We start from the raw sequence: 15,215 nt of genomic DNA, 5'->3' as shown, positions 1-15,215 counted from the left end.
CTTTGGAGTGGGAGTCGCATCTTGAGACAATTCTTGAGACAATTCTTGAGACAATTGTAGAACCTAATTATTATTGCTAGAGTATGCAAAGCCCGGTGTTAAGCCATCCTTCACAAACTATCCCAGCTCACGGTGGTCAACTGGTCAACCGTGTCGCTACACCTGAACAACGGCAGGAATTTTTGGAGAAAGCTGAATTTCTGCCCAGAGTCACACTGGATAAACGGGCTGTCAGCGACCTGGAAATGATTGCTATCGGTGGCTTTAGTCCCCTGACTGGCTTCATGACCAAAGAAGACTACGAATCAGTGGTAGACCGGATGCGTCTAGCCAATAACCTACCGTGGTCAGTTCCAATCACCCTCTCGGTTACCTCTGAAGTAGCTGCCCCTCTGCAAGAGGGGGGGTTAGTCCGTTTGGATGATACCAGTGGTCGGTTTATTGGTGTATTAGAACTGACGGAAAAATATCCTTACGACAAAACCCATGAAGCGGTGCAAGTGTACCGCACTGATGAAGATAAGCATCCTGGTGTGAAAGTCGTGTATGACCAGGGAGAGATTAATTTAGCTGGTTCGGTATGGTTACTGGAACGGTTACCCCATCCCCAGTTTCCCACCTACCAAATCGATCCAGAACAATCCAGAGCCATGTTCTCGGAACAGGGTTGGAAAACAGTGGTAGGTTTCCAAACCCGTAATCCCATTCATCGGGCTCATGAATATATCATCAAGTGCGCTCTAGAAACCGTAGACGGTCTATTCCTTCATCCCTTAGTGGGTGCTACTAAAAGCGACGACATCCCAGCCGATGTGCGCATGCGTTGCTATGAAATCATGTTGGAGAATTATTTTCCCAATAACCGAGTGATTCTGGCAATTAACCCTGCTGCCATGCGTTACGCTGGCCCAAGAGAAGCCATTTTCCATGCTTTGGTACGGAAGAATTATGGCTGTACCCATTTCATTGTAGGACGAGACCACGCTGGTGTGGGAGACTATTACGGCACCTATGATGCCCAACACATTTTTGATCAGTTTGAGCCTGGTGAGTTGGGGATCATGCCGATGAAGTTTGAGCATGCCTTCTACTGCACTCGCACCCAGGGTATGGCTACCGCCAAGACTAGTCCAAGTACACCGGAGCAGAGGATTCATTTATCCGGTACTAAGGTACGGAAAATGCTGCGTGAGGGAGAGTTACCACCACCGGAATTTTCCCGACCTGAAGTGGCAGCAGAACTGGCTAAGGCAATGCACGAGAGGAGTTGAAGGTTGAAGGTTGAAGGTTGAAGGTTGAAGGTTAGACTGTTGAAGGTTGAAGGTTAGACCGTTGAAGGTTAGACCGTTGAAGGTTGGAGGTTAGACCGTTGAAGGTTGGAGGTGAAGCGGTTATTTGGTTATTTGGTTATTTGGTTAGGCGGTTATATTCCAAACCTTCAACCTGTAACCTTCAACCTATAACCTTCAACCTGTAACCTTCAACCTATAACCTTCAACCTGTAACCTTCAACCTGTAACCTGTAACCAAATAACCTTAAACCTGTAACCTGTAACCTGTAACCAAATAACCTTCAACCTTCAACCTTCAACCTTCAACCAAATAACCTTCAACCTGTAACCTTGGCCAAAAGGCCACGCGTTCGCTGAAAGCGGGACGAAGTCCATCGCGTTCAACCTTTAACTAGTGAACTAGTGAACTAGCTGAACTGGGAATCCCATGGCTTGTGGCCGTGGGAGCGCCAATCCTGGTAGGCTGATAGCTGAAATCTGAAAGCTGAAGCGCGGATATGGGACTTAATCGCCGGACTTTTCTGCAAAAAGCTAGTTTGGGATTGGCAACATTAGGAGTAAGTGAAACAGTACTATCCCTCCTAGGGAATAGTGGTTTAGCTGTTCCTGGAATAGACCGTTACTTCCAAGTATTAGCACAACCCCTTGGGCGAAAGTTAGCCCTACTAGTGGGTATCAACAAGTATCCTCGTAGCACAGTATTGGATGGCTGTGTTACTGATGTAGAACTACAACAAGAACTATTGATTCATCGGTTTGGCTTCAACCCGAAGGATATACTTATACTTAAAGATGACCAAGCGACTCGCGAAAATATTGAAACGACTTTTATTGAACATCTGACGAAGCAAGCGAAAGCGGGTGATGTGGTAGTCTTCCACTTCAGTGGCTTCGGTAGCCAGGTTAAGCTATCTCCAGGATATCAAACCGATAGGTCTGTTGCACTTCAAAATAGCTTGGTTCCAGTAGATGGGAGCCTGACCACAAAAAATCCTAAGGTAGCCAAGGATTTACTGGAAGAAACGCTAGTTTTGCTATTGCGATCGCTCTTCACTGACCAAGTCACTACAGTACTCGATACTAGCCACACGGTAGCTGATAGCCTCCTCCAAGGAAATATTAAGGTACGCTCTAGTACTAACCCACCAGCCCAAGAGGCTAGTCGGGACGAACTGGCTTTTCAAGAGCAACTGCGGCGGCGGATACAGGATTCTGGGCAAGGGATGGTAAACCGGAAATCGCTTTCGGTTGTTCCTGGAGCGATGAATCCTATGGCAGGTCTGGTTCTCACGGCTACTGAACCCAATCAAATGGCCATGGAGGCTAAATGGAATGGTTTCAGTGCTGGCTTATTTACCTATGCTCTTACTCAGTATCTGTGGCAGGCAATACCAACAACCACAAGTCAGGTGAGCCTGAGTCACGCTGGTGTGATGGTTAATCAACTGACAGGTACACAACAACAGCCAAGGCTAGGGGGTCAAAGTAGTCTTGAGCCAATACCTACCTATTATCTGCCCCCTGACCCTAGCATGGGAGCCGATGGTGTGGTCACCGCAGTGGAAGATAATGGCCAAACGGCACAGTTGTGGTTGGCAGGATTACCAGCAACAGTTGTGAATTACTATAGCAACAACTCTGTATTGGAATTAGTCGGTGCTAAATCGGGAGTCTCCCAACTACAAATAACCTCTAAAGATGGTCTGACTGCTAAGGCAAAATTTATTGGTGCTAGTACTGATAATAACAATCAGCTACAAGTTGGGCAGCTGGTGCAAGAAGCTGTCCGGGTGTTAGCCGGTAATATTGGTCTAACGGTAGCTCTGGATGGGAACCTAGAACGGATTGAGCGAGTAGATGCTACCAGTGCCTTTTCTGGTATCTCTGCTGCATCGGTAGTGCAAGCAGGGGAACAACCTGCTGATTACTTGTTTGGCAAAGCACTCTCTTCCACAAATGCTGGGGGAGGGGGTTATGGAATCTTCTATCTCGACGGTGAACCCATACCCAATGGAGTTGGGGAAGCTGGGGTAGCCGTGAAGTCAGCAGCTATGGCAATGGCTGGTAAACTGAACACCTTGCTGGCCGCAAAATTGCTCCGTCTAACTGCTAATGAGGGGTCTTCCGGTCTGGGTATTCGGGTATCCCTGGAGATGGTTGCACCAGAGAAAAAGCTAGTGATGCAACTCGAAACATTACGGACGGCTTCCTCCTCAGGGTTAGGTTCGGTAGGTGAGGGGCAAGCTAAATCTAAGGGTGAGTTGACGGAAACTGTGGCAGAAGCAGGTGTTCCTATTTTGCCGATTGGGAGTCGTGTCCATTATCAGATCGAAAACTACGGTGACCAACCGATCTATTTCTTGCTATTAGGGTTTAATACCAATGGCAATGCGATCGCACTATATGAACTGCCATTTTTGGAAACATCACAGACTTCAGAAAACTCTGCATTTATCACAAATGCCGTAATTGCTCCTGGGGAAACTCTAACCCTGCCATCAGCTGTAGCTTCTGTTGGTGGGATTGTCTCAGGTCCTAGTGGACTGGTGGAAATGCAACTGATTTGCAGTCGCTCTCCCTTCACTGAGGCCAGTAAAGCTCTCGACGCTGTGCCATCTCGTCGCGGAATCGGAGCACCAATTGATGATTTGTTTAACCCCTTGGATGTGGCCAAGGCGGTGCTGCAAGACATACACGATGCTAGTGCAAATTCCCTAGATTCTTCTGTCAGTATAAGTGCTGATTCCTACGCCTTGGATGTCAATACTTGGGCAACTCTAAGTTTTCTCTATCGGGTGGTTTAATTTCAGGTTGTTAATTGTCAATTGCTAATTGGCAATTAACAATTGATCCATAAGTGTTTAAGAGGGAACAGGGAACAGGGAATAGGGAACAGGGGGAACAGTGTGAGGAGAGGGGGGAGTGTGGGAAAATAACTAAGGATTTTTAGTTATTTTTTTGCTTAAACTATACTTATAACTTTGGTTATTTCAACAACATAAATTTTATTTATTCTGAGTCATTAACCCTTCTGAGGTAACCTCGCTTTCCCAAACACTTGCTGGGGAGTAAGTTCTAACCCTTCAAACAGGGAATCAGTTATTAGCGCAGCTTTGGTATAAGTCCGTGGTGGCGCATCTGGATAGAAAACTGTGATACTTCTCGCCTGAGGATCAACAACCCAAACTCGCAAGACTCCCGCTTCTAAATAATCGGTTGCTTTCTCGGCTAATTGCCCAAAAGTTTGTCCCGGTGAGATAATTTCAATGGCTAACTCTGGAGGTACTGGACAAGCCTCATCTTCTATCACTTCTGAGGGCAGACGTTGAACAGAAATGTAGATTAAATCAGGCACAGGTACCCAGTCTTGACCGTGACGTTGCAAGACTATTGCCCATTCTGGATTGACTTCACCCTTTTCCTGACACCACTGATCCAAAAGTGTATATAAAGCACCAGTTACCCTAGCATGAAAACGTTTAGGAGACATTTTCGGTACTGCAACCCCCTCAACTAATTCATAGGTTACATCGGTTGAAGGCATTGCCAGAAATTCTTCCAGGGTCAGTAGAGTTTTAGTTTTGAGTTGTGGCATTTTTCTAGGGACCCCGAGATCATTTATCTGGTGTCAGTGGCTTTAGTATATACCGATTTTAAAAAAATAGCGTTGATCATACTTATGAGGTACATTGAATTTTTGCAACCCCTGTCTTGATGCAGTCGCTCATGGGGGGAACCCCCAAGACCGCGCTGCATCGCTACTCCCTACTCCCTACTCCCTACAACCCATCGGTGTAAGTCCCTCACCCAATTGAAATCTGGGGCAATCTCTTAGGCTTTGCAATGCTACGATAAAAGGCAAAAACAAGAAGTCGTAACCTTGTGTCTGTCTTTACTCAATCGAGGGGAAAAAACTTTGAACAGCCTTTAGCTGTACCAACTGAACCGGTCTGGCGCTTTAGGGTTGAACAATACCATCAGATGATTCGCTGGGGTATCCTGGGCGAAGATGACCCAGTGGAACTGCTGGAAGGGTGGCTAATTCCTAAAATGCCGAAAAATCCACCACATCGTGCCTCTACTAAACTGACTCGGAATGCACTGGAAGCGATTATTCCAAACGGATGGTACGTAGATGCACAAGAACCAATTACTTTAGAAACAATTACTTTAGACAATAGTGAGCCAGAATCGGATATCGTGATTGTTAAAGGCGATACTCGCGATTATCTTGACCGCCATCCTGGTGCGTCAGACCTAGCTTTAGTGGTTGAAATTGCTGACTCCACCCTAGAACGAGACCGAACCTTAAAGAAACGCATCTATGCTCGTGCAGGTATTTCAGTTTATTGGATTGTCAATCTGATCGACAAGCAACTCGAAGTTTATACCCAACCGATTGATCTAGCTACAACGCCAACCTATCAGCAACGTCAAGATTACAAACTGTCGGAACAAGTGTCTGTTCTTGATGCAGTCGCTCATGGGGGAAACCCCCAAGACCGCGCTGCATCGCTTTTAATCGATGGCTCTCCTATTGGTTCCTTGACTGTGCAAGACCTGTTACCGTGAGGTTTACGTGATTTTGACTCGACTGCGTTCGCGTAGCGTGGCCTACGGCCAATCGCATATCCGATTGCATCTTAATATCAAAATCCAACAATGTCAGCTATCAGCTATCAGCTATTAGGTTATGCTTCACAGGCTAGAAGCCTGTGCCACGCTACTTGAGGTGCCATTGGCCAACGGCTGACGGCTGACGGCTGACGGCTAATAGCTGAATGGTTACCCAACAATAATCCACCACAAACTAATCCCTAAAACTAGGGTACTAACATGGTGTGGTAATAACAAACTAAACGGTTGACGCCCTATCTTCTGGGTCAATAACAGGGATAAAAGCACTCCAGCAATTAACGTAGTTCCCTGCAAGAACGCAATTACTGCTGGATGAGCCACCAACACAGGTAATCCGTCACCACTCAATCCAAAGGTGGCAAACATTACCGGTAAAATCCTTCCCCCTTCTCCTAAACCAAGCCGCCAATAATGAGCCAAATTACCAGCTAACACTAAAGGTAAATATCCATAAGCTAATTTCACAAAAGAATTCGGCTTACGAGTTTCTTTTACCTGATAAAATCCTACCATTATTCCTTGAGCCAATAGTGGCACAATTGCTGGTAAAATCAACACTATTACCGAGAGCCAACCATGAGTCCAAAACTGACTCAAATCCCACCCTAACCCCAGGTTTTCTTGTAACTCTGGTAAACGGTGCAAAAACACTGCTCCTAATAATAACAATAACAAGGCTACCTCATAACTGCGAGGCACATGGGTAGTCCACAATTCAATGCCTGGAGGACGTAAATTCACTTCTACTGAACGATGGGGACAGGCTTTCAAACAGGTCATGCACAACACACAATCCCGGTTATCTTCCAATTGTGCTGGGTGAGAGTACAAAGGACAACCATCCGTTTCCATTCCCTCCCCTTTTTCTGGGCCACCTTTATAACATTGATAGGTACTACATTCCGCTGAACATATCCCTTGTTGTGCTCGTAATTCCGTTATCGCTAGTTTAGCGAACATGCCATTCATGCCGCCAATGGGACATAAATAGCGGCACCAGAAGCGTCGCTCGAAAATTGCGGAACATATCATCGCACCTGCTGTAATTAATAACAGCAGACAAGCGGAAAGATAAGCAGTATTTTCCAAATCCCACAATTCTTCCCACAATAAAATCAAGAAGAATAAACCAAACAAAAACCAACCCCCCCACTTTTGAGCCTGTTCTCGGGGCCAACGTTTTAACTTACGGGGAAATAGCCACAGGGATAATTTCTGAGTAACTTCCCCATAAATCATGAATGGACAAACTGCACACCATAACCTACCCACAAAGGGAAAACCAATCAATACTAAGGGCCACCACCACGCCCAGAATAAATTAAGAGCAAAGTTTTCTTGACGATTCTGGGGTCCGATAAATAAAATAGCAACAATAATCGCAAAAGCAGTTAAGGTAAAGCCATAATTAATCCGGTCTGGCCACCAAGGGCTGCGGAGAAAGCGGCGTAATCCTGGATAAGCATTTAAGAGATTGAGACGAAATTTCTTTTTCTTACTTTGGGAGGGCCATATAATTTCTTCAGTTAGTTCTGAACATCCTTCTAGCTGTACAATGGCTCGTTCAACTAAATTGTATAATTCTTTGAGATTATTGGGAAAATCATAAGCCTGTAATCGCCGTAATGCTTCGGGAGTGATCCGGTTTTTATTAATACATTTAGCACGAGAGATGATACTAATATAGTAGTTGACTAGGTCACCAATGTCGGCTTTTCGTACCCGTAGTGGTGGCACTTTAATCAATTGTCCTGCCACCGAATCAATGTCTGGCAGTTTTCTCTCGGCAATCATGATAATCCGAGCCTGACTGGTAGAGACGTTGGCTGCAACATCTGTACTGTCTTGGGAACGGGTGACTGGAGTATAGGTATTGGTTTTAAGTAAATTAGCGATTGGTGGAATCAGTTCTGGAGGAAGTTCTTGAATATTATTTAATAGTAAAGTTCCTTGACCTAAGGCTTCAATTAACCCAGGTTTTCCCCCGGCACGACCAAATAATTCTGCTCCCCTGGCTTGTAATTTAGAGCAATCCACTTTAATCATGGCTTCTCGCCGATAGGGAGAACTAAAATGAATCAAGGCTGCTATGTTATCTTTTTCTAGTCCAGGTTCTCCGAAGATTATCACCGATTCGCGGTTTTCCGCTGCTTGTTTAACTTGCGATCGCAGTCGCACCCCATAGCGACTTTTCCCAATAATCCCCCGTTTGGCTTTACTAACCAGATACGGTCGTAAGATAGTTTGACGCTCTTGTTCATAGGCTAGCTGAGCGGATAACTCTTCTACTTCTTCAGCCAGTTGTTGGGAGAAAGCCTCGGTAATTTCTGGATAGTGTTCCACGAGTGCTCTAAATTCGGAAGCACTGACAAACCAAAACTGACATTCGTTGAGGGTAATTAAGGTTTGCTCAACAGGTTTGTTCAATAATAAAGCTTGTAGATTAATCACTTCGCCAGGGAGTAAACCCACAGCTTGCCAATCCTCAGGATTGCTTTCGATCCGACCTGAGCGGAGAATATATAATCCTGCGGGAGGGGTGTTGGCTAGCACTAAGGTTTGGTTTGCTGGCACAATCTGCTTTTCCAGCTTAGGTGCTAGATTCTGTAACACCTCCTGAGTTAAAATACTCAGACCAGTTCGTTCTTTTAGCCACGTGACTAAGTCTGGAAGGGTCATGATTGGCTCCAGGATAGACAGTGATGGGAAGTTCAGTTAATCAAAATATAGCGCTACGCGCAAGGGCAAAAGGCAAAAGGCAAAAGGCAAAAGTTGACTAAAAGAGCTTTTAAGCTTGTATCAACATCAAACACCTTAATGCGTAGTGCTATATTATGATGGTTAGGGGCATTTTGTTAATTGTTTATTGTTAATTATTTATAGTAATAAGTTAGGAGCAGCCCTTTCAAGCTCCCAGATGATAAGTAAATCTACAACTTTCACTAGAATCTAGCTCTGGTCGTGCCTAACGCCAGAGCTAGCCCTTTGAAGAATACAATTTAGACTGCTATCTTAAGTTATCCAAACGAGCACGGAGGGATTTGAACCCCCGACACCCAGAACCGGAATCTGGTGCTCTATCCACTGAGCTACGCGCCCTCATGCTTGAGTGACTATATTTTAGTTACTTTATCTGACTAGCTTTGATAATAGCACACTATGGCCAGTTTTAACTATACAGGACTTGAGCACCGATTGTAAAACCTTTTAAATCTGCCCTAGCAAGTGCCATCGGCTAGAGATAACTTGCCGGATCGACAGGTTCACCGTTCTTACGAACCTCAAAATGGAGGTGGGGACCGGTAGAGAAACCCGTAGACCCAACGGTTGCGATCGCATTTCCTCGTTTGACCGATTCTCCCTTACTCACCAATAGTCTACTGGCATGACCATATAGGGTAGCAATACTGTCGCCATGGTCAATAATTACTGTATTGCCATAACCACCATACCAACCGGCAAAAATTACTGTACCGCTATCTGCTGCTCGAATAGTACTGCCATAACTAGCCCCAAAGTCAATCCCAGAATGGAACCGAGATGTACCTAGAATTGGGTGACGTCGCCAACCAAAACTGCTGGTAATGGAGCCATTACTGGGATAAAGCAGCTGACCAGTATTAAAAATAACCGTTTTGCGAAGCCTTGCCTTCCTAGCTGCCGCAATCTTGTTTTGACGGGCAATCTCTCGTTGAATCAAGATGACAAGATTTTTAGAATCTTCTGCTAACTGGGCTTGGGATGCTTCTAAAGCTTGTCGGTTAGAGTTAAGTCGCTCAATCAGTTGTTGCTGTGTCTTCAGCTGAGCTTGAAACTGCTTCTTTTTGGCTAGGAGTTGTTGTTTAAGTAGGGAAACTCGGTTTTTCTGAGCCTCTATCTCGGTTTTGCGTTGGTTAATGCTGTCGGCTTCAGCTTTTAAACTAGTTAAGATTTTCTGGTCTGTTTGATAGACTAACTTCAATCGGCGGCGTCGAGCCATAAATTCGTTGATATCTTGACTCTTGAGGAGGATATTCGAGCCAACTTCAGCATTGGGCTGGCGCTGTAAAAAACGCAGTCGAGCAATGATTGCAGCCCGCTTTTGGTAATAGCTTCTCTCGGCAATTGCTAAATCCTCCTGCAACTGGTCTAGATGCTGGTTAGCCAGTTGGATTTGGCCATTGTAATCCTGGTTAGCCGTATCAGTGGACTTGAGATTAAGCTCAATCACACCCAGCTTCTTCTGGGCAGATTGCTCCACATTAGATATGCGATCGCTTTCCTTAATAATAGTAGACCGCTGCTGCTGAATATGTTGCTGTATTTGTTGCAGGGTATCTACTGCTCCTGGGTTTACTACTTCTGGGTTTACTACTCCTGGGTTGGGTGAGGGAGAAGTACTCCCTGGAATTGTGACGATTAGCAGCCAAAGCACACAGGCTAGACAAACTGCTCTGTAAAACTGATACAAAACGACATAAAGCGTCGTAATGAAGTTCACTTCCTGCTTCCTCCAGATAGCTGGGTTGCGTAAGGTGTCGGCACTACTTACTAACACAGGCGATCACCGAGAAGCCCTCGGCTAAGCGTTCTAAATTGAGACTTGCGTTGAGATCACGATCAGCGATGTAATCGCAAGCCTCACAGTCAAAAACTCGTTCTTTGAGTGGCATTTGTTGAACATGGCCACAGCTTGAACAGGTTTTAGTTGATGGATAGAACCTATCTGCAAACACTAATTCTGAACTGTACCACTCGGATTTATATTCGAGTTGACGACGAATCTCATAGAATGCAGAATCAGCGATTGCACCCGCCAGCTTGTGGTTTTTCAACAGGCCGGAAACCTTCAAATCTTCTAACCCAATGACTGCGTGGTTCTTGCCTAGCCAGGAGGTTAGTTTATGGATTGCATCTTTCCGGATGTTAGCGACCCTTTGATGAGCTTTTGCTAGCTTCAGTTGAGTTTTATATCTGTTTTTAGAACCGATCTTTCTTCTAGATAATTCTCGTTGAAGTCGAGCTAATTTTTTCTTAGCTTTTTTATAAGCTCTTGGGTTTTCAAAAACCGTTCCATCTGAACAAGTGGCAAGAACTTTAACCCCAACATCAACACCCAGATATTCTCTAGATTTTACGGTTTGTTCAGGTTCAAACTCGTAGGCTACAGACAGATACCAAGAAGAAGCAGCTACTCGAGTGATTGTGACTCTCTTAGTCTGGATTTCCGGTAAAGGTTCGTATGTACTGACCCATCCAATAAAGGGAAGTTTTAATCGAGTTCCTGAAAACTCCATTATCCGGCCGCAGTTATCAAGAGTAAAGCTATCATTTCTACCTTTTTTCTTGAACTTAGGGTGTTGAGACGTACCTTGAAAAAATCGTTTGAACGCTTCCCCTAAGTACATAAAGGCGAATTGATAAACCCTTGAACTTAGAGTAGATTGCCACGGATATTGAGGCTTAACATGATTGGTGTAGAATTTTTTGAGCTTGTTAGTCGAAAGTTTTATGCCCTCTTTATCAGCCTCGTTCCAAATCCGGAGCGCCCAATTCCAAATCCATCTTGAATAACCGGCGTGTTGAGCCATCAAGGTTTTCTGTTTGTTATTCAATTTTAACTTGGTTTTGAAGGCTCTGAGCATAATTCCGGACAATTCTTGTCTCCGTTGTCGAGATGGTGTTTTAATCCCTTGGATAATTCCTGGCTTTTCCGATCTAGCTAAAGTCCTGACGTTAACCCCTAGCAACTTAGCGGCTTCAAAGGGGTTTAATGTACTTGCTCAGCTGAGTGACCTTGACAACCCACTTATACTAGCGTGTTGTACCGTAAAATGCCAACTAAGTTTTTGCTGTTCTATAAAACGTGAACATCGCGGACAAAAACGTCACAACGACGCCTGTTTACTTCCTGTTTCAACTAGGACTGTCGGCAGCACCCTATCCACAGGCTTCAAATCGGCTGGAACCCAACCTAATATTGAATTTGAGGTGACAACTTTGTGGCTTATCTCCGTTATTTTCGGGAGATTTAAAACTGATGGCTTTACTCAGTTACCTTTTCACAGGCTACCCACTCTTGTAGAAGATTATCTGGATGTCAAGCCTAATACTGTTATTGCTTGGTTATGGCATAGGCGCATTGTACCACATTCCCAGAGGAGTTTTGTTGAAAACATGCGTAAAGTTACGCAAAGTAACCCTAATCATGTACTAGATTGCTACTCTCCCTATCCCGTGTAAGCCATACCAACCCATAGCTATACCATAGACGTTGAGGTTTTTGCTATAGGTTCCCCTGTGTCGAATTTCCTTAACCACAGACTATCTCAGTATTGTAAACAATCATCGAAAAAATTCCCGAATACAGCTGTCAACCGTTGTAAATCAATTTATGCTGACGAAAGTTAAACACTTCTTGGAGTAAGCATTCAGCGGTCAGCCGTCAGCCGTCAGCTTTGTGGCACAGGCTTCTAGCCTGTGAATTTCCTCATATTAAACCCATGCTTACCTGTATTATTCAAAAACTTTTCCCGGAGCTTGTCCTATGCCCATAAGCTGATAGCTGACAGCTGAGGGCTAAATGCTTACTTCTTGGATATTATCTACTACTACTGGCCGATAGTGAAGACTGAGGGGAAACCATCAGTGTTGTCATTATCGGGACTAGTGTTTGCTATTTAGGTATCTAAGGTATTTGAGCTGGGAAATCATACACGAAAGTAAACACCACAAACCCTAGCAACAACCTAAGCGCAAACCTCAGTCCTCTAGTCTATTTAAGTAAGGGAAATCAAGTATACAGCGGGTTTAAATTCCGTGAAGTACAGTATATATCTCGTTTTTTAGTAGATTACAATAGGCAACAGAAGACTTGATCGTTCTGTTTTCGGTTCCCCTTTACCCGTTCCCTAACTGTAATCACTTTGGGAAAATTGAGCCCTTTTTTCACTAAAACTGTTACTTTAGCCTAATTTTCGGTAACTCTGTAAAGGTAGCTCATCTCAAATCCGGTCAAATAATTATTATATCCCTGATCGGGTAATTGGTAACTCGTAATTGGAAATGAGTAGTTGATGATTCCCCATTGCCCATTACCAAACATCGAGGGAATAGTTAACAAACCAGTAATTAACCGGATTTGATCTCATCATAGTTTTCAGTCAATCAGACCGAATGAAAACTTGTAATTAACCAATATTAGGATAAAATTTAGTTATGACGGTACTAGCAGGATTTTACGTTTCTGGCGCTCTCTACTTTTTCTCGATCTGGTTTCAAGCTTTCCAGAAAGACACTAATTTATCTCCTGAGCAAATCCGCATATCTTGGATAGTGTTGACGATAGCAACCCTTTTTTGGCCAATTGTTGCCCCGATTGCTAATCTGGAGAAGAGTTCTAGAAAAAAAGCTTCTTTAGTTGAACAACAAGAGGTGGATGCTAATGAAACAGCGATTTCAGCTGAGCTATCCCGCACTTAATTGGGACATATAAATTGAATGATAGCGATTTCAGCTGAGCTATCCCGCACTTAATTGGTAAACCTAAATTGAATAATGCTGATATTATATCCGGGAACATCAGTATTGTAAAAATTGGGTAATGGTAAATTGGTAACTTTGATTACTCCCAAGCCATTACCCATTCTAATATCTTGCACCTTCACTTAAAAGCTCTGAAATTTAGCAATATCAAGTCAGGAGCTTCGAGTCAGAATAAGTCAAAGTTTTGTTTTTGGATTATAAGAGTTCTTAAGCTGCTGATACGCGCAGCCTACTCAACCAACCATCAAGATCTGCCAAAGCGCGATCGCGATATGCTCCATATCGTTCTCGCTTATTCTTTATCCGCACTGGCAATTCGGGCAAAATGCCAAAATTTGGTGGCATAGGCTGAAAATGCTTGGGTGATGCGGAACTGATAAACTCAAACAACGCTCCCATCATCGTAGTTGGTGGCATCGTTACTAGTTCCAATCCCAATACCAGTCGCGCCGCATTGGTACCAGCCAGCCACCCTCCCGCAGCTGCTGCTGTATAACTTTCTGTTCCTACCAATTGACCAGCTGCCAACAAAGTAGACCGTTTTTTGAACTGTAGGGTTGGTTGCAATAACTCAGGAGCATTCAGAAACGTGTTCCGATGCATCACCCCCATGCGCACAAACTCTGCTTCTTCCAAACCCGGAATCAGTCGAAATACCCGTTTTTGCTCACCCCAGCGCAAATTAGTTTGGAATCCCACCATATTCCACAGCTGACCTGCTTTATCTTCCTGTCGCAGCTGTACCACAGCATAAGGACGGTGGTGCTGATTCTCTGGGGCACGGAAGTCTCCCTTACGGGCATCAAACAGTCCCACTGGCTTAAGAGGACCATAACGCATAGTATCTTCCCCCCGACGAGCCATCTCCTCAATCGGTAGACACCCTTCAAAAAACTTAGCAGTTTCTTGCTCAAAGTCTTTCAATTCCGCCTTTTGAGCTGCACACAGTTCCTCCCAGAAGTGACGATACTGCTCCCGATTCATGGGACAATTAAGATAAGCAGCTTCTCCTTTGTCATACCGGGATGCCATAAAGGCAATATCACGATTGATGGATTCCCCCACTACAATCGGTGATGCGGCATCAAAAAAACTAAAGTATTCTAAACCAGTGAACTGTTGCAGGTCTTCAGCTAAAGCAGGACTAGTCAACGGACCGGTTGTAAGTACCACCACCCCTGTGGTAGGAATTTGCGGAACTTCCTCCCGCTGCAACTCGATCAGGGGATGACTAGCTAAAGTTTCCGTCAATTCCCGACTAAATACTGCTCGGTCTACAGCTAAGGCACCCCCAGCTGGAACAGCATGTTGATCAGCTTTGCCAATAATAATTGAACCAAGGCGTCTCAATTCTTCGTGCAACAAACCCGCAGCGCGATCGCTTGACTTAGCACCAAAGGAATTGCTACATACTAATTCTGCCAATTCGACCGTATGATGAGCCGGGGATAGTCGCACTGGTCGCATTTCGTGCAACACCACTGGTACTCCAGCCTGAGCAATTTGCCAAGCAGCTTCTGTACCGGCTAATCCACCACCGATAACATTTACTTTTTGTTTGTCATTAGTCATTATATAGCAAAGGGAACAGGGAATAGGGAATAGGGAGTAGGGAGTAGGGAGTAGGGAGTAGGGAGTAGGATTAAGAAACTTGAATGTACCTCATAAGTTTGAGAAGCGCTATTGTTAATTGTTAATTTTTAATTGTTAATACCAAATTTGCCATTTACAATTTTAAATTATCCAATTTTAGAGTCTCAA

Annotated in this window: 10 protein-coding genes and 1 tRNA gene; 5 read left to right on the top strand and 6 right to left on the bottom strand. The window is 44.4% G+C overall.

The genetic code is table 11. The features are described 5' to 3' along the window. Window positions 1–83 precede the first annotated feature (83 nt). Together sat and F6J90_RS13270 are read left to right on the top strand one after the other, a co-directional pair. Window positions 84–1,271: a sulfate adenylyltransferase gene (gene sat, locus F6J90_RS13275; protein WP_293093886.1), complete on the top strand. Its 1,188-nt coding sequence runs from the start codon at window positions 84–86 to the stop codon at window positions 1,269–1,271. Between the two features lie 518 nt (window positions 1,272–1,789). Then, on the top strand, window positions 1,790–4,096 hold the full coding sequence (locus tag F6J90_RS13270) for a caspase family protein (protein ID WP_293093883.1): 2,307 nt from the start codon (window positions 1,790–1,792) through the stop codon (window positions 4,094–4,096). Between the two features lie 218 nt (window positions 4,097–4,314). Here F6J90_RS13270 and F6J90_RS13265 read toward each other — a convergent pair whose 3' ends face one another. Next, window positions 4,315–4,887, bottom strand: a complete 573-nt coding sequence (locus F6J90_RS13265; RefSeq protein WP_293093881.1) for a Uma2 family endonuclease — start codon at window positions 4,885–4,887, stop codon at window positions 4,315–4,317. Between the two features lie 94 nt (window positions 4,888–4,981). Between F6J90_RS13265 and F6J90_RS13260 the strand changes: the two genes are divergently transcribed. Together F6J90_RS13260 and F6J90_RS13255 are read left to right on the top strand one after the other, a co-directional pair. Beyond that, window positions 4,982–5,107 carry a hypothetical protein gene (locus F6J90_RS13260; RefSeq protein ID WP_293093878.1) on the top strand — a complete coding sequence of 42 codons (126 nt, stop codon included), beginning with the start codon at window positions 4,982–4,984 and terminating at the stop codon, window positions 5,105–5,107. 67 nt (window positions 5,108–5,174) lie between these two features. Beyond that, window positions 5,175–5,864 carry a Uma2 family endonuclease gene (locus tag F6J90_RS13255; protein ID WP_293093876.1) on the top strand — a complete coding sequence of 230 codons (690 nt, stop codon included), beginning with the start codon at window positions 5,175–5,177 and terminating at the stop codon, window positions 5,862–5,864. Window positions 5,865–6,077: 213 nt separating this feature from the next. On the opposite strand, the gene F6J90_RS13250 is transcribed toward F6J90_RS13255, so the two are convergent. From F6J90_RS13250 to F6J90_RS13235, 4 genes are all read right to left on the bottom strand, one after another. After that, on the bottom strand, window positions 6,078–8,609 hold the full coding sequence (locus F6J90_RS13250; protein ID WP_293093873.1) for a sigma 54-interacting transcriptional regulator: 2,532 nt from the start codon (window positions 8,607–8,609) through the stop codon (window positions 6,078–6,080). 347 nt (window positions 8,610–8,956) lie between these two features. Next, window positions 8,957–9,029 (bottom strand) — tRNA-Arg (locus F6J90_RS13245). Between the two features lie 136 nt (window positions 9,030–9,165). Beyond that, window positions 9,166–10,410: a M23 family metallopeptidase gene (locus tag F6J90_RS13240; RefSeq protein ID WP_293093870.1), complete on the bottom strand. Its 1,245-nt coding sequence runs from the start codon at window positions 10,408–10,410 to the stop codon at window positions 9,166–9,168. Window positions 10,411–10,453: 43 nt separating this feature from the next. Further along, window positions 10,454–11,557: an RNA-guided endonuclease TnpB family protein gene (locus tag F6J90_RS13235; RefSeq protein WP_293094868.1), complete on the bottom strand. Its 1,104-nt coding sequence runs from the start codon at window positions 11,555–11,557 to the stop codon at window positions 10,454–10,456. A 1,570-nt stretch (window positions 11,558–13,127) separates the two neighbouring features. Between F6J90_RS13235 and F6J90_RS13230 the strand changes: the two genes are divergently transcribed. Then, on the top strand, window positions 13,128–13,391 hold the full coding sequence (locus F6J90_RS13230) for a hypothetical protein (protein ID WP_293093867.1): 264 nt from the start codon (window positions 13,128–13,130) through the stop codon (window positions 13,389–13,391). A gap of 270 nt (window positions 13,392–13,661) precedes the next feature. Here F6J90_RS13230 and trmFO read toward each other — a convergent pair whose 3' ends face one another. Next, the gene (trmFO, locus tag F6J90_RS13225) at window positions 13,662–15,026 is read right to left on the bottom strand and encodes an FADH(2)-oxidizing methylenetetrahydrofolate--tRNA-(uracil(54)-C(5))-methyltransferase TrmFO (protein WP_293093864.1); all 1,365 of its coding nucleotides are present in this window, start codon (window positions 15,024–15,026) and stop codon (window positions 13,662–13,664) included. Window positions 15,027–15,215: the final 189 nt, after the last annotated feature.

Origin of the sequence: Moorena sp. SIOASIH, assembly GCF_010671925.1 — a bacterium.
Lineage (GTDB): Bacteria > Cyanobacteriota > Cyanobacteriia > Cyanobacteriales > Coleofasciculaceae > Moorena.
The sequence above is the reverse complement of the archived record's forward strand: the minus strand, read 5'-3'. Positions and strand labels throughout refer to the sequence as shown.